The sequence below is a fragment of the Sorangium sp. So ce726 genome, assembly GCF_051521405.1.
In the GTDB taxonomy this organism is placed as follows: domain Bacteria; phylum Myxococcota_A; class Polyangia; order Polyangiales; family Polyangiaceae; genus Sorangium.
The window spans coordinates 652584-671869 of the sequence record NZ_CP150349.1; the positions used below are offsets into that span (position 1 = coordinate 652584).

Annotated in this window: 13 protein-coding genes; 8 read left to right on the forward strand and 5 right to left on the reverse strand. The window is 74.4% G+C overall.

The genetic code is table 11. From position 1 onward, the window contains the following. Positions 1-4 precede the first annotated feature (4 nt). A complete protein-coding gene (locus WME79_RS02430; RefSeq protein WP_437531394.1) occupies positions 5-2038 on the reverse strand; it encodes a vWA domain-containing protein in 2034 nt (677 codons plus the stop codon). Position 2039: 1 nt separating this feature from the next. Then, positions 2040-3086: a DUF58 domain-containing protein gene (locus tag WME79_RS02435; RefSeq protein WP_437531396.1), complete on the reverse strand. Its 1047-nt coding sequence runs from the start codon at positions 3084-3086 to the stop codon at positions 2040-2042. Positions 3087-3245: 159 nt separating this feature from the next. Between WME79_RS02435 and WME79_RS02440 the strand changes: the two genes are divergently transcribed. The 5 genes from WME79_RS02440 (at position 3246) to WME79_RS02460 (ending at position 9949) form a co-directional block, all read left to right on the forward strand. Beyond that, positions 3246-4403 (forward strand): zinc-dependent alcohol dehydrogenase, encoded by a 1158-nt coding sequence (locus WME79_RS02440; protein WP_437531397.1) that lies wholly within the window; start codon positions 3246-3248, stop codon positions 4401-4403. Between the two features lie 341 nt (positions 4404-4744). Then, complete coding sequence (locus WME79_RS02445; protein ID WP_437531399.1) at positions 4745-6316, forward strand: hypothetical protein; 1572 nt, start codon at positions 4745-4747, stop codon at positions 6314-6316. 11 nt (positions 6317-6327) lie between these two features. Then, positions 6328-7908: a vWA domain-containing protein gene (locus WME79_RS02450; RefSeq protein ID WP_437531401.1), complete on the forward strand. Its 1581-nt coding sequence runs from the start codon at positions 6328-6330 to the stop codon at positions 7906-7908. Positions 7909-8175: 267 nt separating this feature from the next. Further along, complete coding sequence (locus WME79_RS02455) at positions 8176-9033, forward strand: hypothetical protein (RefSeq protein ID WP_437531403.1); 858 nt, start codon at positions 8176-8178, stop codon at positions 9031-9033. 10 nt (positions 9034-9043) lie between these two features. Further along, positions 9044-9949 (forward strand): hypothetical protein, encoded by a 906-nt coding sequence (locus WME79_RS02460; RefSeq protein WP_437531405.1) that lies wholly within the window; start codon positions 9044-9046, stop codon positions 9947-9949. A 53-nt stretch (positions 9950-10002) separates the two neighbouring features. On the opposite strand, the gene WME79_RS02465 is transcribed toward WME79_RS02460, so the two are convergent. Further along, positions 10003-11508, reverse strand: coding sequence for a WD40/YVTN/BNR-like repeat-containing protein (locus tag WME79_RS02465; RefSeq protein ID WP_437531407.1), 1506 nt, complete (start codon positions 11506-11508; stop codon positions 10003-10005). Positions 11509-11582: 74 nt separating this feature from the next. Here WME79_RS02465 and WME79_RS02470 point away from each other — a divergent pair, with 74 nt between their 5' ends. Together WME79_RS02470 and WME79_RS02475 are read left to right on the forward strand one after the other, a co-directional pair. Further along, positions 11583-14318 carry a hypothetical protein gene (locus tag WME79_RS02470; protein WP_437531409.1) on the forward strand — a complete coding sequence of 912 codons (2736 nt, stop codon included), beginning with the start codon at positions 11583-11585 and terminating at the stop codon, positions 14316-14318. A gap of 43 nt (positions 14319-14361) precedes the next feature. After that, a complete protein-coding gene (locus WME79_RS02475; RefSeq protein WP_437531411.1) occupies positions 14362-15102 on the forward strand; it encodes a hypothetical protein in 741 nt (246 codons plus the stop codon). A gap of 57 nt (positions 15103-15159) precedes the next feature. Here the strand turns inward: WME79_RS02475 and WME79_RS02480 are convergent, their stop codons facing one another. Continuing rightward, positions 15160-16140, reverse strand: coding sequence for a hypothetical protein (locus WME79_RS02480; RefSeq protein WP_437531413.1), 981 nt, complete (start codon positions 16138-16140; stop codon positions 15160-15162). A 397-nt stretch (positions 16141-16537) separates the two neighbouring features. Between WME79_RS02480 and WME79_RS02485 the strand changes: the two genes are divergently transcribed. Continuing rightward, positions 16538-17899 carry a hypothetical protein gene (locus WME79_RS02485; protein WP_437531415.1) on the forward strand — a complete coding sequence of 454 codons (1362 nt, stop codon included), beginning with the start codon at positions 16538-16540 and terminating at the stop codon, positions 17897-17899. Positions 17900-18008: 109 nt separating this feature from the next. On the opposite strand, the gene WME79_RS02490 is transcribed toward WME79_RS02485, so the two are convergent. Beyond that, positions 18009-18983, reverse strand: a complete 975-nt coding sequence (locus WME79_RS02490) for a tetratricopeptide repeat protein (RefSeq protein ID WP_437531417.1) — start codon at positions 18981-18983, stop codon at positions 18009-18011. Positions 18984-19286: the final 303 nt, after the last annotated feature.

Here is a 19286-nt window from a genome sequence, read left to right on the forward strand (position 1 = left end):
GTGTTCACGACCGTATCGGCACGCGCGTGAAATACCAGACGTCGAAGACCACGAAGCCGAGCGCCGCCAGCGCCAATAGCCACGTCCACTCGACGTGGGCGTCCGGCTGTCCCGCCGCGCTGGAGACAGCGACCTCGCCGCCTCCCTCCGCGAGGAGCGGCCTCGGCGTGAGGTCGCTCTCGGCGACGCTCGTGAGGTTCGCCGGCACGACGACGGATCCGGCCTGCGGTCCCTGCCAGGCGAGGCGGTAGAAGCCGGCGCGGGGCGTCTCCGCGATCACCGCGACGCCGGCGCGCTGCGCGACCTCGAGCCGCTCGCCGGCAGGGCCGATGGCCTGGAGGTCCCGCGCGGTCGCAGGGACGGTCACGCGCAGCGGCTCGCCGGTGCGCGCGGGGCCTGTGATGCCATGGGCGCGGTGGGCGCGCGCCTGCTCGAGCAGGTTGCGCACGAAGAGCACGAAGGACGCCTTGAGCGGCCAGTCGCTCTCGCCCACGTCGAAGCCGAGCAGCGTGCCGGTCCGCGAGGCGGTGGAGATGTCGGTCGCGATCGTGCCCTCCTGAGCGCGGATCAGCTCCTGCGTCGCCGCCTCCGGCTTGAGGGACGAGGCCACGCGGAGGTTCACGCCGTCCAGCGTGAGGAAGCGCAGCCGCGGATCCGCCGTGTCCCACGACGTCAGCGTGGGGCGATCGAGCGTCTGCCCGACGAGCGTGCCGGCGCAGCGCCCGGGCGGCGGGTTCACGATCAGCAGATCGCCCCCCGGAGGATCGGGCGGGCACGCGCCGTCGATCACCACGAACGTGTCGGGATCGAGCCCGGGCTTCCCGAGCAGATCCGCGAGCGAGCCCGAGGTCACCGAGGTCATCGGATCGGACGCGAGCGCCCGCTCGATCCAGCCGGAGCCGCCGGAGGGCGCTCCCGGCTGCGCGCCCTGGGCGTCGCCGCCCTGGCCCTTGCCGGCCGACGCGAGGACCACCGGGAGCTTGTCGCCCGCCGGCACGCGCCCGTAGGCGACGTCGTCGAGCGGCATCGCGTCGCGCGGCGAGAGCTCGAAGACGAGCCCCTTGCGGTAGTCGCCGGGCGACGGGCGGAACGTGAGGACGACCGGCAGGCGCTCGCCCGGCTTGACCAGCACGCGCCGCGAGCCGAGCACGTCCGACGCGTTGTCCTGCCGCATCGTCACGTACACGTCGCGCGGCTGCGCCCCGAAGTTCGCGACAACGAGGAAGGCCTGCACCTCCTCGCGATGCTCCGATCGCTCGCCGTCCGCGCCGCTCGCGCCGACCGCTGCGCTCCCGGAGCGCACGTCGACGCGGACGATGGCGGCGTTGTCGACCGGATCGCCCACGGTGATGACCTCCACCGGCAGCGACACGCCGTGCAGCGAGGCGGGGCGGGCGAGGTTGCCGTCGGTGATCGCGACGACCCGGCGGGCGCCGCCGAGCTGGCGGAGCCGGTCGATCCCGAGCGCCACCGCGGCCCCGAGATCGCCCTCGACGTCGCGCGCCGCGATGGGGTCGATCGCCGCCTTGAGCCGGACGAGATCGCGATCGAGCGCCGCGACGAGGCGCGCGTCGCGTCCCGCCTCGACGATCAGCGCGTTGCTGCCCGGGGCGAGGCCGGAGAGGAGGTCCCTGGCGAGCTGCTTCGCGAGCTCGATGCGCGTGGTCGCCTCGCCGGCCGGCCCTCGAGCGGCCGCGGACATCGAGGCGCTCGTGTCGAGGATGATCGCCACGTGATCGCCGGTGAGCTCGCGCCCGCGCGAGGCGGGGCGGGCGAGGGCGAGCGCGAGGAGCGCGAGCGCGAGCGCCTGCAGGACGAGCGGAAGCTGGGCGATGAGCTTCCTGAAGGGCGCGCGCGCCATGAGATCGCGCTGCGCGGCGGCCCAGAGCCACGTCGAGGGGACGCGCCGGCGGCTCCGCTTGATCTTGAGGATGTAGAGCAGGACGAGCGGGCCGAGCAGCGCGAGCAGCCACAGGCCGCCGGGCGAGAGCAGCGCGAGCGGAGCGCCCGTGGAGGCCTGTGCGAGCGGGGCGGCCACGTCAGTCGACGCTCCTCGCGACGAAGCGGCGGACGGCGCCCTCGAGCGGCTCATCGCTCCGCGCTCGCACGTACGTCGCGCCATGGCGGCGGGCGAAGGCGCGCAGCGCCTCGCACAGGCCGGCGAAGCGGGCCGCGTAAGCGGCGAGGGCCGCGGCGTCGAGGGTCACGTCGACGAGCGCCCCGGTCTCGGCGTCCTCGAGCGTCAGGTCGCCCTCGAAGCTCGGCGCGAGCTCGTCGGCGGCGACGACCTGGAGGGCCGCGACGTCGTGGCCGGCTTGCGCCGCGCGCCCGAGCGCCGCGGTGACCGGGCCGGGGTCGAAGAAGTCGGAGACGACGCAGAGGAGGCCTGGCCGGGCGCTCTGCCGCACGACGGCGTCGATGGCGCGCGCGAGGTGCGTCCCGCCGGAGGCCCTCACGCCGTCGAGGGCGCGGAGCAGCGCGGCGAGCCCTGCGCGCCCGCGCACCGGCGCGTGCTGGCGGGCGATGCCGTCGCCCGCCACGAAGAGCTGCGCTCGCTCGGAGCGCGCGAGCGACATGTACCCGATCGCGGCCGCGAGCCGGCGGGCCGCGTCGAGCTTCGTGGGCTCCCCGAAGTCGAGGGACGCCGACGCGTCGCACACGATGCGGGCGATCACGTCCTCCTCGGCGCGGAACAGCTTGAGCACCGGCTCCCCGGTGCGGGCGTACGCGGCCCAGTCGATCCGCCGCATGTCGTCGCCGGGCGCGTACGCCCGGTGCTCCTTGAACTCGGCCGAGCCGCCGCGGCGCCGCGCGAGGTGCTCGCCGGCGCCGCCGGAGCGGGCGCGGATCTCGATCCGCCGCTGGAGCACCTCGAGCTCGCGGACGAAGCTCGCGCCGAGGAGCGGCTCGGGGGACGAGGGGAGCATCGGAGAGGAGTAGACATCGGCGCGGGCGGAGGTGCCAGCGGGGTCGCGGAGGAGCGGCGGTCCGCGCTCGGCAGGGGCGCCGGCCGCGCCCGGCCCGCGGTCGCCGTAGTCGCGCCGCGGCGTCGAGACAGACCGCCACGGTGGGGCAGAGCACCCCATTCGCGCTCGCCGTGGCCGACAGGCCCCCGTCGGCAGGCGCGCCGCTGCCCCGTGGCTCGCTTTATGCGAGCCAGCGCGGTGGTTCAGCGTCCGTGCGCCGGCTCGGCCGGTAGAGCCGCCGAGCGCCCCGTACCGATGTGTCACCCGAAAGGAGGCACCGTGAAGGCCCTGGTTTTCCACAAACCTTCGGACGTCCGCGTCGAGGACGTCCCGGATCCCCGGATCGAAGAGCCCACCGACGCCATCGTGCGCGTCACCGCGACGGCGATCTGCGGCTCGGATCTGCACATCTACAACGGCTTCTTCCCCCAGGCGAAGCCCATGGTGCTCGGCCATGAGTTCATGGGCATCGTCGAGGAGATCGGCCCGCAGGTCACGAAGCTGCGGAAGGGCGACAGGGTCGTTGTCCCGTTCCCCATCGCGTGCGGGCGTTGCTTCTTCTGTCAGGCGGAGCTGCCCGGCCATTGCGAGAGCTCCAATCCCAAGCACTACGGCCCCGAGGGCGGCACGCTCGAGGGCAAGGGCGGCGCCCTCTTCGGGTACACGGACCTCTACGGCGGTTACAACGGAGGTCAGGCCGAGTACGTGCGCGTCCCTTACGCCGACTTCGGGCCACGGAGGGTGCCTGAGCGCCTCACCGACGAGCAGGTCCTCTTCGCGACCGACATCCTCCCCACCGGGTGGACGGCGATCGAGTGGGCCGAGCTCAAGGGCGGAGAGACGGTCGCCGTGTTCGGATGCGGGCCTGTTGGCCTCGCGACCATGAAGTGCGCATGGCTCCGCGGCGCGGCGCGCGTCATCGGCGTCGATCGGGAGGAGTACCGCCTGAAGACAGCCCGAGAGATCGCCAAGGCCGAGACCGTCAACGTCGACAAGGTCGACGCCGTCGAGGCGATCCGCGCAATGACGGGCGGGCGCGGCGCGGACGTGTGCGTCGACGCGGTCGGGATGGAGGCGCACCGCGGCCTCTTCGAGAAGGCCTCCAGCGCCCTTCACGGCCAGGTCGGGACGATATCGGCCCTCCGGCTCGCCCTGAGCGTCGTGCGCCGGGGCGGGGTCGTGCCGGTCGTGGGGGTCTACGGCGTGCCCTATGACAACTTCCCGCTGGGCCAGGTCTTCGACAAGGGCCTGAGGCTCCAAGCCGGCCAGGCGCTGGCGCACACTTACATCGACCGGATCCTCAAGCACATCGAGGACGGTCACCTCCGGGCGGACGACATCATCACCCACCGCCTGCCGCTCTCGCGCGCCCCGCACGGCTACGAGATCTTCAACAAGAAGCTCGACGATTGCGTCAAGGTCGTCCTCAGGCCCTGACGTAGCGAGCAGATCGCCCCTCCGGCGCGCCGTCCTGCGCCCTCGGCTTTCGAGCACCGCCATCACTCCTCCTCGTCGGCGGGCGATTCTCCACCTGTCGATCCGGCGCTCGGGAACGGCCCACGCGCTCGGGCGCCACGAACACGCGAACCATGGCTCGCCGCAGCCCTGACGCCTGACACCGGCGTCAGGGGGCGCGCGGCCGCATTGCTTTGTAGTTGGTTGAATTTATGTTTGTTTGTTTCGGGTATGGCGCTTGCTTGGGGCCGAACCTCGGCGAGCGGCTCGCTCGCTTGCTCGGCCACCCGCGATGGCCTCATCGCACGGAAGGACGGCTCCCGATGGCTCGAGATCTGCGCTCAACTCGAACGCTCCTTCACCCCTTATGGCTAGGAGCCCTGGCGCTCCTCGTCCTCAACGATCACGTCCTCAAGGGCTCCGGCCTGCTCCCTGGGTGGTTGACCGGGAAGCTCAGCGACGTCGCGGGGCTGCTCGTCGCGCCCGCGGTCCTCGCCTCGTTGCTCCGCGTGACCTCGCGCCGCGGATTCCTCGGCGCGCACGTCGCCATCGGCGTGGGCTTTTCCGCCATCAAGCTCGTTCCGGAGGCCGCCCGCGCGGTCGAGGCGCTCATGGCGCTCACGCCGCTCCCGTGGCGGATCACCGTCGACCCCACAGACCTCATCGCGCTGCCGGTGCTCCTCGTCTCGTACCGCGTGCTCGGCGAGGCGATGGGGCGGCCGGAGCCCGCGCGCCCGGTCGCTCACCGCCTGGCGCTGATGGCGGGCAGCCTGGCCTGCGTGGCCACGAGCAAAGAGCAGCCGATCACGTGCGGCGACTCCGAGGGGTGCGGGCCGCTGCCGCAGGACCCGCAGCAGCTCGCGTCGCTCGTGATCGGCAACGCGACGGAGGCCGAGCAGCTCATCCGCGTGCGGCGCCTCCGGGAGTCGGTGCGGGTCGACTGCGACGTCCTGCTCGACGACCCGACGAGCGCCCTGTCGCGCGATCTCTTCGCGAACGCCGAGACCTGGCTCATCGAGCCCGGCCGCGCGCTCCCGCTGGGCAACGCGGGGTGCGATGCTTACCTGATCGACGCCGACGGGCTGCCGCTCACGCTCCTCGCGTGGTCCGCTGCGGAGTTTCCGGAGCAGGAGCTCGTCACATCGACGGAGACCCCGCGGACGGATCGGATGATCACGCTGCAGCGCGCCGGGGCCAGGCTCGAGCTCGTCGAGCACCCGGCGATCTTCCCGGCGCCGCCCGTCGAGACGCCGTCTCCCGCGGGCGCATGCGGCGCCTCGGCCGCGGGGAGCGGGCTTGACTGGACCGTGCCCGTCTCCAGAGCAGGGGTCCTCACCGGCGTGACGTCGTCGCCGGACGGGTGCCACGCCTTCATGCTCGATCGCGGCGAGACCTTCTTCCTCTGCGCCCCTGCCGAGGCGATCCCGTTCAGCGAGGGCGACGTCCTCCATGTGAGCGCCGTCGCGATCGACGGCGGCAGGTACCCCGAGCTCCTGCAGGACCAGCTGGCGTTCGCGCGCGGCCTCCACATCGAGAGCGAGACGCACGCGGTGCTCGCGCTGCGCGGCAACGTGCTCGCCCGCTGGTCGATGGTCGGCCGGCAGCCGGCCGCCCATTTCACGGCCGATCTCTCGCCGCTCGCGGCCTGCGGCGCGTTCCACGACGCGTGCGGCAGCCTCGTCGAGCCGCTCGAGGCGTCGCTGCTCGGCGACGGCGTCTCCGGGGTCGTCTCGCTGCGGCCCGGCGAGAGCGCGGCGCTCGCCGAGGGCGCAGGCACGCTCTTCCTCGTGCGCGCCGACGACATGCCGGTGCGCGACGCGGAGTGCTTCACCGTCCCTGTCGATCAACCCCGCCTGCTCGAGTCGGTCTTGGTCGCCGCCACCGCGGCGCCGTAGGAGGTCACGCCATGAAGATCCGAATGCATGATGTCCTCGCGCTCGGCGTCGTCGCCGCGCTCGGCGCGGCCGGCTGCGCATCCTCCGAGGGCGACTCCGGCGGCGTCGCCCTCCCCCCGAACCCCCCCGAGTCCCCGTCCCCGGGCAGCACGGGCGTCTCCCAGGGCGGCGCGCAGGACTTCGGCCTGTTCCGGCAGATCCTCGAGGACGGCGAGATCCCCGGGCCGGACGCGCTCGACGACGTCGGCTTCTTCGCCGAGCACAAGCTCGATTACCCGGCCGCGACGTGCGGCGAGGACGTGTGCATGCACGGGCTGCTCGGGATCATGGGCAACATGATCAGCGGCTCGCCCTGCACGCTCATCCAGATCGGGATGAACTCGCCCGTGGACCTCGGCGCGCTCGAGCGGCCGCCGCTGCACCTCGTCATCGCCGTCGACACGAGCGGCTCGATGGAAGGCGACCCGATCGCCTACGTCAGGGCGGGGCTCGTCGAGATGATCGACGCCCTCCAGCCGACCGACAGGATCTCGCTCGTCCGCTACTCGGACGCGGCCGAGGTCGTCCTCGAGCAGGCGGAGGGCTCGGACAGGGAAGCGCTCACAGAGGCGTTCGAGGGCCTGACCGCGCGGGGGTCGACCAACCTGTACGAGGGGCTCTTCACCGCGTATGCGCTCGCCGAGCAGCACCTCGATCCAGCCTGGCAGAACCGCGTGATCTTCCTGTCCGACGGCGTGGCCACGGCCGGGCTCACCTCGCCTCAGCGGCTCGTGTCGCTCGCGGCCGGGTACGCGGAGAAGGGGATCGGCCTCACGGCGGTCGGCGTCGGGGCCGAGTTCGACGTCGAGGCGATGCGCGGGATCAGCGAGGTCGGCGCGGGCAACTTCTACTTCCTCGAGGACCCGAAGGCGGTGGAGGAGGTCTTCGCCGAGGAGGTGAAGACGTTCCTCGTGCCCCTGGCGCTCGACGTGGAGCTCGACGTCGCCGTGGGCGACGGTTACGTCGTGCGCGGCGCGTACGGCACGAACGGATGGCAGGGCGGCGAGCGCGGCGGCGCCGTGCACATCCCGAGCCTCTTTCTCGCCGGCCGGACGAGCGCCGCGGAGCCTGTCGGCTCTGGCCGGCGCGGCGGCGGAGGTGCCATCCTGCTCGAGCTCGTGCCGAAGCCCGACCAGCAAGGCGTCGAAGACCCGCGCGCCGTGGGCAGCCTCGCGCTGTCGTGGCGGCACCCGCTGACGGGCGAGGCGCACGCGCAGGAGGTCAACATCGAGGCGCCGAGCGCGCCCGACGCGCCGCCGGAGGCTGGCTATTTCTCCGGCGACACCGTCGAGAAGGGCTTCGTGATGCTGAACCTCTTCGCCGGGTTCAAGCTCGCCGCCCAGCTCGCCGCGGACGCCGACCCCCGCACCGCGCGGCGCACGCTCGAGGCGCTGCGGCCGAACGTCGAGGCATGGCTCGCGGATCATCCGGACCCCGACGTCGAGGACGACCTGCGCTACGTCGATCTGTTCATCCAGAACCTCATCACGGCGGAGGCGAACGTGCAGCCCTACATGCCGGCGGATCCGCCGAACCCCTGGCCCGCCGATTGAGCCCCGCGCGCCGCGCCGCGCGCCAGGGGACAGCGGCGCGCTCATGAACAGCGCGCCGTGCCCGTCACCCCCCATTCACGTCGATCCCCCTCAACACGCGTTCCGACGTCTCCGCGTCTCCACGTGCGTTCGGCGTATCCGAGTGCCCGCGTACCTAAAAGCGCGTCCCGTGCGCCGCAAACGTGCGCCGCGGCGATGTCGCTTCCTCGCGGCGATCGCCTTGTGTAGGATCGAGTTTTCGCGGCCGTCGAGGAGGAGAGTACACCTATGCGAAGATCCATGTTGTTCGGGCTGGCGAGCATCGCCGTCTGTCTCACGGCCGCTCTCCCGGCGAGCGCGGGTGTCCCGGAGTGCGGCAACATTCGCTTCGAGGGCCTGTCGAACTGCAAAGTGCGCGTCACGGGCGAGTGCACCGCGGGCTGCAGCGAGCTCGGGATCTACAAGACCGCGTGCGCCACGAAGCTCGTGCCGGTCTGCAAGACGGAGTGTACCCTCTCGGCGGAGGCGGGCTGCACGGACAGCTGCACCGAGCAGTGCAGCGCGGACTGCGACAGGGGCATCAATGTCATCTGTTCCCACAACTGCTTCGTCGAGTGCACCACCACGCGGGACGTCGAGTGCAGTGGTGCCGTCGACGCCGCCCAGTGCGCCGCGACGTGGGACGCGAACTGCGACAGCGAGTGCGGCGCCAAGTGCGTGACGGTGGATGGCGGCTGTTACCAGCACTGCATCGAGTGCTGCGGCGGCTCGTGCACGGCCGACGCGAACATGGACTGCCAGACCACATGTCAGAACGAGGAATTCGAGGACTGCGAGCACGAGTTCCGCGCGAACTGCGACGCTTCCTGCAGCGGCGACGGCGCGCTCTTCTGCGATGGGAAGTTCATCATCTCCGGATCGCAGATCCCGGCGTGCGTGAACGCGCTGCTCGCGCAGGGCATCAGCGTGGAGGCCAAGGCGGAGGTCACCATCGGTCCAGACGGCATCGACGGGGACCTCGCCGCTGGCATGTGCGCCGCCAGGCCTGCGAGCAAGGCCTCCCTCACCGCGCCGCTCGCCGTGTTCGCCGCGGCGGCAGGCTGGCTTGCGCGGCGCCGCAAGCGCTCATCGCGCACGGCGGGCTGAGCGTCCCCAGGTGAGCGTGCGGCCGACCCACAAGACGCTGCTCGCGCTGCTCCTGCTGTGCTCCGCGGGCTGTGCGAGCGAGGCGGCTGACGCGCTCGTGGTGATCGGCCTCACCACGGATATGGCGGTTGGCTTCCAGTTCGATCGCATCGAGACGAGCACGAAGGTGGATGGCGTCGTCACGCGCACCGAGCGTCTCTCGTATGGCGCGGGAAAGCTGTCGCTCCCGGCCGAGCTCGTGGTCGGGCCAGCGCCCGACGGCGCGGAGATCGAGCTATCCATCGCGGCGTTCCGCGATGGCGACGCCTCTCCCGTCGTGACGCGCAGGGTCGCGACCCGCGCGGCTGGCGGGCGGAGTCTGCTCCTGCCCGTCTCGCTCGACGAGGCGTGCTGCGCGACCCCCTGCGCGGCGAGCGCGACCTGCGCGGCGGGGGCGTGCATCGATCCCTTCATCGCCCCCTCCGCCGTCACCGACTACGACCCGCTGTGGATCGCGTCGGCGAGCGATGCGTGCAAGACGCCGGGCGCTGGCGACCCTGCGGTCGTGATCGGGCAGGGGCAAAGCATGTTCGCTTCGCTGGAGCATGGCGAGGTGGTGCCGATCGAGGCGGGCCCTCAAGGGGGCCATCACGTGTGGCTCGCGCTGCGCGTGACCGGCCTCCGGCAGATGGGCTCGCGCCTGACCGTGGAGGGGTACTTCCCCGAGCTCCAGTTCGAGCTCCTCCCCTTCACCGCGCAGGTCACGATGCACAAGGCCGGGGAGGACCGCTGCGAGATCGATGGCGTGCGCTTTCAGGTGGACCGGGGGCTCCCGGTCGAGGCCGTCCGGGGGCAGCCGCTCGATATCGAGGTCGCCCTGGAGGACCCGACCGGCGACGTCGCGACGGCCGCGCAGCGGGTCGTCATCTCTCCCTGACGCATCCGCTGCTGTCGGAGCGGCCCCTCGAGGCTGTCCGTTTTGGTCCTGGCTCAGCCGAGCACCCCTCGTACGATGACGCCAGCGCGTCGAGACCTCCGTCGCGCCGCCGCGGCCGCCGCCAGGCACGCGGCGGCAACGGCGCCAGCCCGGCCCTCCTCTGCGCCGCCGGTATGGCAGCCGCAGCCCTCTTCGCTCGGCCGCGCCCCGCCAGAAGGCGGCGCTCCACCGCCTGGCACACCGGGCGATCCACCCGCGCCCGCGGCGCTCGCCGGGCCTCCGCCGCTCGCTGCCGCGGCGCCGCCGCCGCCGGCGCCGGTCGCGCCGGTCGAGACGGCGCTCGTGCCGCTGCCGGCCGCGGGGGAACCGGCGTCCGGCGTGCAGTCCCGGTGGCCCGTCATCAGCGCGATCCTCGGCCAGTCCGTCGGGCAGACCGCTCCGACCGCGGTGCTCGCCGCGCACTCCAGAGGACCACGAATGCAGCTCTGCTGGAGCAGCGGCTCGAACGTCGCGCCGCCGTCGAGCGAGCGGCCGATCGTGAAGCCGTCCAGGAACTCGCTCGCGCACGCGTAGAGGCCCGAATCCGTCCAGGCGAAGCAGCGCGGCGCGACGCTCGAGACGCGCTCGAAGACCAGCGTCGACGAGGGCGCGCGGAAGACGCCGTCGACGTCGCTGCCCACCGCCACCGTCGCGCCGTCCGGCGAGATCGCGAACGCGCGCACGAAGCCCTCGGTCGCGAACACAGGCGCGAACGCCGCGCCGCCGTCGGTCGAGACGAACAGGCGCCCCGGCGCGCTCGCGATCCGCACGTACAGCACGTCGGCGTCGAGCGGATCGACCCCCGCGATGTAAGGCTCGCGCGACGTCGTGCTCCCCGGCACCGCCGCGGTCTGCCACGTCTCCCCGCCGTCGGCCGAGCGCGCGAGCACCCCCTTGACCGAGCCGCCCTCGCTCGCGAGGCCGCTCACGTAAACCCGCCGCGGATCCGAGGGCGCGATGTCGACCGTCCGTGCCAGAAATCCCTCCGGGAGCGGCGTCCCCGCGCTGGTCCAGCTCGCGCCGCCATCGCGCGACGCCCAGAGGCCGTGCCTGGTCCCCGCGGCCACCGCGACGACGTGCGAGGGATCGCCCGGCCGGACCGAGAGATCGATCACCTCCCGCCCCGCGAGCTCGGCGGCGCGCGCCCAGGTGCAGCCGCCCTCGGTGCCGACCGCGATCCCGTCGGTCAGCGCGGCGAGCACCCTGCCGCTCGTCGCCGCCGCGATGGGCGGGGATTGGCCGCCCGTGTCGTCGTACCCGACCGCGCCCTCGCAGATCCAGCGCCAGCTCGCGCCCCCGTCCCGCGTGGTCAGCAGGCCGTACGTCATCCGGGCGACGGCGCGCGCTGGATCCGCCGGGTCGAACACGATCTGGTCCGCCGAGGGAAAGACGCCGTTCGCAGCGGCAGGGGAGGGGAGCGCCGCGGTGACGAGCGCGGCGGCGCGCGCCGCGGTGACGAGCGCGACGGTGCGCGCCGGGCGAGACGCCGATCTCACGGCGTGCGGGGGGGACGAGCGCATCAAGGATCCATCGTCACCGCGGCGCGCGCCGAGAACCGCCCACGCGCCCTCCGCGCCCCGCTACACTCGGCGTAATGCCGGAGCGCATCGTCGTGTCCTTTCGAGGTACTGCGGCCCTCTCGCAGCCAGACAGCACGGACGCGGTCGCGCCGTGGCCCGGCCGCCGCGGCGCGCCGCGGGCGCCCGCGCCGCCGTCGCGCCAGAAGGGCGCCGCACGCGCCACCGGCGGCGCCGCGCGCGGCGAGGAGAGCTACCTCGCGAGGGCGCTCGCGCTGAAGAAGCGCGCCGAGGCGCTCGGCGCCACCCTGTGCGCCTGGAGCGCGCAGACCTTCTCGTTCGAGTTCACCCCCGACGACATCGAGGAGGCGGTGCTGCTCGCCGCGCTCGCCGCGGAGGACGCGGCGGTGCACCCTGACGCGCGCTTCGCGGTCGGCATCGCGCAGGGCGAGATGACCTACGTCGGCGAGGCGGGGCGCTTCACCGCGCTCTCCTGGGGGCAGCCGCTGCTCGTCGCCGTCATGCTCGCCCGCGTCGCGCTCCCCGGCGACGTGCTCCTCGATCCCGCACTCCACGCCGTGATCTCGGGCGAGCTCATGACCCTCGGCGCCCACCGCGGCATCGACGGCGCGCGCCGGGTGCGCGGCCTCCGCCTCGACGCGCAGCAGCCGCTGCGCAGGCAGGTCGCCGAGAGCGTGGCGCGCCTGTGCAAGCCGCCGCTCATCGGCCGCGACGCCGAGCTCGCCGAGCTCGCCGTGCCCCCCGGCTCGCTCGCGATCGTCCGGGCCGAGCCCGGCGCCGGCGGCACGCGGCTGCTCCTCGAGATGGAGAGGCTGCTCGCGCCGTCGCGGAGCCTCTTCGTCGCGCCGATCGGGGCCTCGCGCGAGCCGTTCGGCGCGCTCCGGCGCGCCCTCGCGCGCGCGGCGCTCCGCGCCGAGAAGAGCCGCGCCCGCGCGCCGGTGATCCCGGATCGCCTGAAGCCCGCGCTCGCGCGGCTCCTCGCCGGCGAGGGCGTCGAGCCGAGGATCGCCGCCGAGGTGCTCGCCGTGTGGCTCGCCCCGTCCGACGTCCGCGTCGGCCTGCTCGCCGTCGACGACGCCTCCGAGGTCGACGCCGCGAGCCTCGACGCGATCGCCCTCGCCCTTTTGTCGGGCGGCGACCTGCGCGCCGTCGCCCGGCTCGGGCGCTCGGATCCGCTCCCCGCGCCGCTCACCGCGCTCACCCCCGCCGCGACGGTCACGCTGGGGCCGCTCTCCGCGCCGGGCGCGCAAGATCTCGTCCGCCGCCTCTTCGACGGCTGCATCGACGAGGCGGGCGCGCGCCGCTGGGCCGCGCGCGCCCCCGCCTTCCCGCTGGCTGTGCGCGAGCTCCTCTGCGAGGCGCTGGAGAGCGGCGCGCTGCGCTGGATCGGCAGGAGCGTCGGGCCGCGCCGGCGCAGCGCCGGGCGGGGCAGGCCCGCGCGCACCATGACCGGCGCCGAGCTCGCCGCGCCTCCCGCGCTCCGCTCGATCGAGGGCCGGCTGCGCCTGCTCGCGATCGGCCAGCGCACGGTGCTCACCGCGCTCGCGACCCTCGGCGGGGACGCGTCGGACGCGGCGATCGACGCGCTGTGCGACGGCACCGGCGCCCCGAAGGTCTCGGCGGTCCAGGCGGCGCTGCTCGGCGCCGGCTGGGTCTTCCGGCCGGAGCCTGGCTGGCTGCGGCTCTCCTCGCGCACGCTGCGCGACGCCCTGATCGCGGCCGTCCCGCCCGGCGAGCGCGCCGCGTGGCACCTGGCCGCGGCGCGGGTCGTCGAAGATCACGCCAGCGTGCTCGGCCTCGCCGACGCCGCGTGGCACGCCGCGAAGGCGGGCGATCGGCGCTCCGCGGCCGATCTCGCCGGGCGCGCCGGGCGCGCGGCCGGCGACGCGCTGCTCGAGTCCTCGGCCGCGGAGCTGCTCGCGTTCGCCGACGAGCAGGAGACCGCGAGAGAGCACCGGGACGAGGCGCCGGACAGCTCGTCGAGCCAGCCGCCTACCTACCGCACGCCGATCGAGGTGGTCGGCGACGCGCCGGAGCCGCACCGCGCGGCGCCGGCTCCGGTCGGCGAGCGCTCCGGCCCCGACGCGCTCGGAGGGGCGGCGGGCGGCTCCGCGCGCAGGCGGGGCCCCGCGCTCGCCGCGGAGGGCGAGCGTCGTGAGGGGGCGGACGGCGTCGCGCCCCGCGCGTCGGGGCGCGACGTCGCCGGCGCGCTCGCGGCGCAACCGGATGACGCACCCGAGGACTTTCCCGACGCGACCTCGCCGGACGTGGGTCTTCCGGCCTGCGACGCCTCCGGAGATTTGCTCGCGAAGACCACGGAGTCGCCCGTCCTGTCGATGAACGACATCGCGGTCCGCCTCGCCGAGCTGGCCAAGCAGGCGCTCGTCCAGGGCGATCTCCGCACGCTCGAGCGGCTCGTGGGCGAGCTCCGCCGCACCGGCGAGCACCTCGAGCTGGCGGAGCGCATGACCGGCCTGATCTCGCTCGGGCGCGGCGCGAAGGAGGAGGCGCTCCGGCGCTTCCGGATCGCCGCGGAGGCCGACGCGTCGCCTTCGCAGCGGGCCCGGGCGCTGCTCGCGTACGGCGTCGCGCTGGCCGCCGCGGGCCGCACGGAGGGCGCGCTCCTCGAGGCGCTGAGCGCCCTCGCGCGCGCCCGCGAGGCCGAGGATCACCACGGCGAGCAGGCGTGCGCGCAGTTCCTGGCGCAGCTCGCGGCCGCGACCGGGCACGAGGAGGCGGCCCGCGCGTGGGCGCAGGTGGCGCGCCTCGCCGGCGCGGAGCCCCCCTCGTGACGGCGCATTGACAGCGTCGCCGCGGCTGTCCATACCGCCGGCCATGTCGTCCCGAGAGCCCTCCGGCGAGCCGGCTCCCGCGCCGGGCACCGGCGAGGAGCGCGCCGCGCCGCCAGCGCGCGCCAGCGCCGGAGCGCGCGCCGGCGCGCGCTGGGTCGCCGCGCTCCTCGCGCTGGCGCTCTCGCTCGGCGCGATCGCCGGCGTCGCGTACCAGCGCTACGCCGCGGTGCACCTGCGCGCCCTCCCGAGGGTCCCGGGCTGCGTCCGCGGGGCGCGGGTCGCGCTGCGCAAGCCGGTCGCGGCGTCCGGCACGGAGCCGCGCCAGACGGCGTCGGGCGAGACGGTCTACCTCACGGCTGGGGAAGATCGCGCCGTCGCCTGCGCCTTGCAGCTCGACGAGGCGCTCGCGCGGCACCTCGCTGGAGCGCTGGCCGAGCAGGCGCCGGCGCAGCGCGCCGCCCGGCTGAGCGAGCTCGTGCGCGACCGCGTGCCGGCCGACCCGGCGTACGATCGCGCCGCCTCTGCGGCGTACATGATGGCCTCTGCGGCCCTGCGGGGCCTGCCAGACGACGTCGCCGAGGTCCGCGCCGCTGCGGAGGAGCTCGATCGGTATCAAGCATGCCGCTTTGACACGCGCCGCCCCTGTCCGACGCGCCCGCCGCTGCCAGCGCTCGTCTGGCTCACCGGCTTCCCGGCGGCGCTCAGCCTGCTCGGGCTGCTCTGGATCGGCCTCGCCGCGAGCGCCGCGCGTTACAGGCGCTGGACGGCGCGCCGGAGCCGCTGATCTCCCGAGCTCGCGCGCGTCGTGCGCCGCGCGCCGCCGTCGACGCGCGCGATCGCCTCAGTCGATCGCCTCGACGCGAAAGCTCGACTGGACCAGGCGGCGGGGCCGGGCCCCGATGTCGGCGACGTCGAACCCGAAGCCCGCGCCCTGGTGGTGGATCCCGCCTGACGTGGCGCCGCTCGGCATCTGCACCGACGAGTTCACCGTGACGTAGACCTTCGCCCCCTTGGCGAACGCGGCGGTCATCGCGAGCACGCGCCCGGCGAGCTGCGCCGCCGCCTCGCGCGCCACCCGCGCCCAGAGCGCCGCCGCTCCGGCCGTCGACGACAGCGCGCGCACGCCGAGCACCGCGCCGGTGCCGCTCAGCTGCACCTCGAACACCGCGCGCGCCGTCGCGGGCGTCTCGGCGCTGCGCACCGCGTCTGCGACCACGGACGCGACCGTCCCGGCGGCGGGCAGATCCAGCCCCAGCGTCTTGTCCCGATCGCGCATCGCCTCGCGCAGCAGCTCGCCGGCCCTGTCCGCCGAGACCTCGCGCGGCGCGGTCGGCGCGGTCGGCGCTGGCGGTGGCGGCGCGCGGTCCGGCAGAACGCCGGGCAGCTGCCACACCGGCGCGCCCCCGAGGCCGGCCACCCCCCGCGGTGGGGTCGGCGCGCTCGGCGGCCCGTCGTACTCGCTCGATGGCGCCGGGGCCGGAGGCGCCACGGGACCCTCCCGCGGCTCGACCGGCGCCTCCGGCGGCGCCGGCGGCGCTGTCGGATCGAGCGGCCGCCGCTCGCGGCGCGCCGTCCGGCCGAGGACCGGCTCCGCCTCGCGCGGCCGTGCTTCGTCCGGCGCGGGTGGCGGGGGCGTGCGCGCCTCGTCTTGCTCCGGCCCGCGCGGCGCGATGGGCTCTATCTCGATCTCCACCTCGCGGCGCGCGCCGCTCGAGTGGGCATCGAGCAAAGGCCCCGGGGCGCTCGCGATCCGCGCGAGCAGCGGGATGGCGGCATGGAGCAGCGTCGCTGCGAGCAGGAAGCGGACCTCGCGGGAGAGCAAGCGCCGAGCACCTTGGTGGGTGCTGGAGAGGGGCGCAAGTGCGCGTTTCGTCGCCGGCGTGCTCACGTCACCGCTCGCGCGCACCTGCGCAGCCCCGGGCACACCTCACCCGCTCCCTCGCTTTGCGGCCCGACAGACTCACCCACGCGTGTTCCAGCAGGGGACAGGGTATTACGGCCACGCTTAAATATGCGCGTACGGAACGGTTGCCGCTTGAGCTCGAGACCGTACTGGTCGATGCTCCGCCTGCCGCGACGCCTTCCGGGTTCACGGCAGGAGCAGAAACGCAGCGCGTTGCCGCCATGCGGCGCGCTCACGGAACCGACGCAGCGCCTGGCGAGCAGGGCTGGGCGCTACATCCCCGTTGTAAGGGAGGGGTATCGAAATGAAGGGAAACGTGCGCGCTGATGGGTCCCCTGTGGACCTATCGCCGACGCCCACGCCGCCGCCCGTCACCGTGGTCCAGGGCTGCCCGGATCGCGGTCTTCCCCTCGACCTGCCTCCCCTCGGCATGGCCCCCGCGCCGGAGGAGCAAGCGTTCCTTCCCGGTTTCGCTGCTCCAACGCTGCCGGGGACGCCGCCCTTCCCCATGGCCGGGGCCGGGCCGTACGGCTCCTGGTCCACGCCCTCGCCGGGCGAGCGCCGCGCGCGTGTGTGGCGCGCCCTCGGGGCGTTCGTCCTGGCCGCGGCCACCGTGATCGTCGTCGTCGCGCTCACCGCGCGCGGGATCGCCGCGCGGATGCCGATCGCCTCCGCCGAGGCCTTCCGCGCCATGACCCCCGTCAACCGCGCGTCGCTGCTCGCGCTGCGCTCCTCGCGCGAGGACGCCGGGGCGAACGCCGTCGTCGCGCCGGAGGGGCTCGCGCGCTTGCAACCGCCGGCGCCGCCGCCCGCGCCGGTGACGCCGCCGCCCGCGATCCGGCACGAGGGGTACGCGTCGATCCGCGGCGGCGTCCTCTTCACGCCCGACACGTTCAGGCCCACCGGGTCGAGCTACGATCTCCTGCTGCACTTCCACGGCAACACCCAGCTCGTCCGCGAGAGCGCCGAGGTCGCCGGGCTGAACGCCGCGGTCGCCGTCATCAACCTCGGCATCGGCTCGGGCGCTTACGAGGACTTCTACGCGACGCCGGGCGTCTACGAGAGCCTGCTCGCGGACATCGACCGGGCGCTCGCGCAGCGCGGGCTGCCGACCCCGCGGCTCCGCCGGGTGGCCCTCTCCTCGTGGAGCGCGGGCTACGGCGCGGTCGCCAAGATCCTGGAGCTCCGCCGCGGCACCGAGACCCTCGACGCGATCCTCGTCACCGACGGCATCCACTGCGGCTTCGTCCCGGAGCAACCGAGCGGGCTCAACCCGCTGCAGCTCGCCTCGTTCGCGCGCGCCGCGCAGCTCGCCGCCTCGGAGAAGCTGCTGTTCACGATCACGCACTCGGAGATCGACCCGATCGCGTACGCCAGCTCCACCGCCACGGCCAGCTACCTGCTCGACGCCGCGGCAGGGCACCACGTCGAGCGGTCGCCCGCGTCGGACGCGCCCCCGCACCTGCGGCTGCGCGCGGCCGAGGGCGCCGTCTCGAAGAAGCTCGAGAAGCAGATGATCCCGACCACCGAGGCGAGCGTGGGCGAGCTCCATGTCCGCGGGTTCCGGGGAAACACGCCCGAACACCACATGGCGCACCTGCTCCAGATGGCCTCGACCGTCCTCCCGGAGCTCGTCGAGCGCTGGCGCGAAGGCGGCGATCCGTCGTCCGAGCGCTGATCGCGCCTGTCCGCCAGGCCATCCCCGATCGCACCTGTCCGCGTTGGTCCGGCCCGCCGCTGGGCGCGCCTGCCCGCTGGGCCGCCCGCCGCGTATGGAAGCGGCAGGATCAGCTCCGGCTCCGCGCCTCGGCCATCCAGGCCCCGATCGCCGTGGTCACCGGGTGATCCGCCCCGAGCTCCGCCTCGGCGAGCGCGAGCGCCCGCTCGTACAGCGGCAGCGCCGTGGACGGCCGCCCCGCGGCGTGGTGGACCTGCGCGAGCCGGACCAGCGTCGGCCGGAGCGACGGGTGGGCGGCCCCGACCAGCGCCTCCCGCGCGGCGAGCGCGCGCTCGTACAGCGCCGCCGCCTCGACCGGGTCCCCGAGCGCGTCCCGGGCGGCCGCCAGGTTGTGCAGGATCGACGCGAGGAGCGCCCCCTCCACGCCCGCCCCCGTCTCGGCGATCTCGAGCGCCCTCCGGAGCATCAGCTCCCGTTCGGCGGTCGGGCGGTCTTCTTCCAGTTCCAGGAACGTGGCGGCGTTGTAGAGCGCCTCTGCGACGAGCGCGTGACAGGCGCCGAGCGCCCCCTCCCGCAGCGCGATCGCCCGCTGGAAGAGCGGGGCCGCCTCGGCGCGGGCCCCCCGCCTGCCGAGCAGCAGACCGAGCCGGTTCAGCAGCGCCGACAGCTCGATGGCGTCGGGGTCGCGCATCCGCTCGTAGCCCGCGAGCATCCGGCGGAACAGCGCCTCGACGTCCTCGAGCTCGCCCTGCCGCTCGAGGATGGCGGCCAGCTGCTCGAGCAGCCTCGGCAGCGGCGGATCGGTGCTCGCCGCCGCCTCGGCGATGGCGATCGCCCTCGCAGAGCTCGCGCGCGCCTCGTCCAGCCGCCCCTGCGCGAGCCGCGCCGAGCTCAGCGCGTAGAGCGGCGCCGTCAGCTCGGCGTCCCCATCTCCATAGATCTCCTCGGCGATCCGGAGCGCCTGTGCGCACGTCGCCTCCGCGTCGGCGTGGCGCGAGCCGGCGAGCTCGGACGCGGCCACGTCGAGTAGGCGCCGGTACTCTCTTCCCCTCCACCAGCGCAGCACGGCGCGATCCGGTCGCATCCTTCTCTACTACCTCGTCCCCACCCTGGAGGGCGAGGGGGCCGGCACGGACGTCCGGCGCGCACCGGCGTCCGGCGGCGGCACGCGACAAGGACGATCGGAAGAGCATCGCGCGGGCGCGGAGCAGTGTACTCTGCTCGCAGGATCTCGTGGCGCGAAGGTGCGATGCAGACACTCGATGCCAGCAACTGGCGGTTCCCGTCGATCGGGGCTATGGCGCACGCCGCATGGTGCAGCGCCTCACGGACGGCCTCGCGATCGGCCTCTCGCGCGGGGGCCCCGGCCTCACGAGCGGGGCGATCG

What these genes read in the sequence shown, in the direction of transcription:
- WME79_RS02455 (WP_437531403.1), top strand. Translation starts at nt 8,176, where the DNA reads ATGCGAAGATCCATGTTGTTCGGGCTGGCGAGCATCGCCGTCTGTCTC.
- WME79_RS02475 (WP_437531411.1), top strand. Translation starts at nt 14,362, where the DNA reads ATGTCGTCCCGAGAGCCCTCCGGCGAGCCGGCTCCCGCGCCGGGCACC.
- WME79_RS02450 (WP_437531401.1), top strand. Translation starts at nt 6,328, where the DNA reads ATGAAGATCCGAATGCATGATGTCCTCGCGCTCGGCGTCGTCGCCGCG.
- WME79_RS02465 (WP_437531407.1), bottom strand. Translation starts at nt 11,508, where the DNA reads ATGCGCTCGTCCCCCCCGCACGCCGTGAGATCGGCGTCTCGCCCGGCG.
- WME79_RS02470 (WP_437531409.1), top strand. Translation starts at nt 11,583, where the DNA reads ATGCCGGAGCGCATCGTCGTGTCCTTTCGAGGTACTGCGGCCCTCTCG.
- WME79_RS02490 (WP_437531417.1), bottom strand. Translation starts at nt 18,983, where the DNA reads ATGCGACCGGATCGCGCCGTGCTGCGCTGGTGGAGGGGAAGAGAGTAC.
- WME79_RS02435 (WP_437531396.1), bottom strand. Translation starts at nt 3,086, where the DNA reads ATGGGGTGCTCTGCCCCACCGTGGCGGTCTGTCTCGACGCCGCGGCGC.
- WME79_RS02445 (WP_437531399.1), top strand. Translation starts at nt 4,745, where the DNA reads ATGGCTCGAGATCTGCGCTCAACTCGAACGCTCCTTCACCCCTTATGG.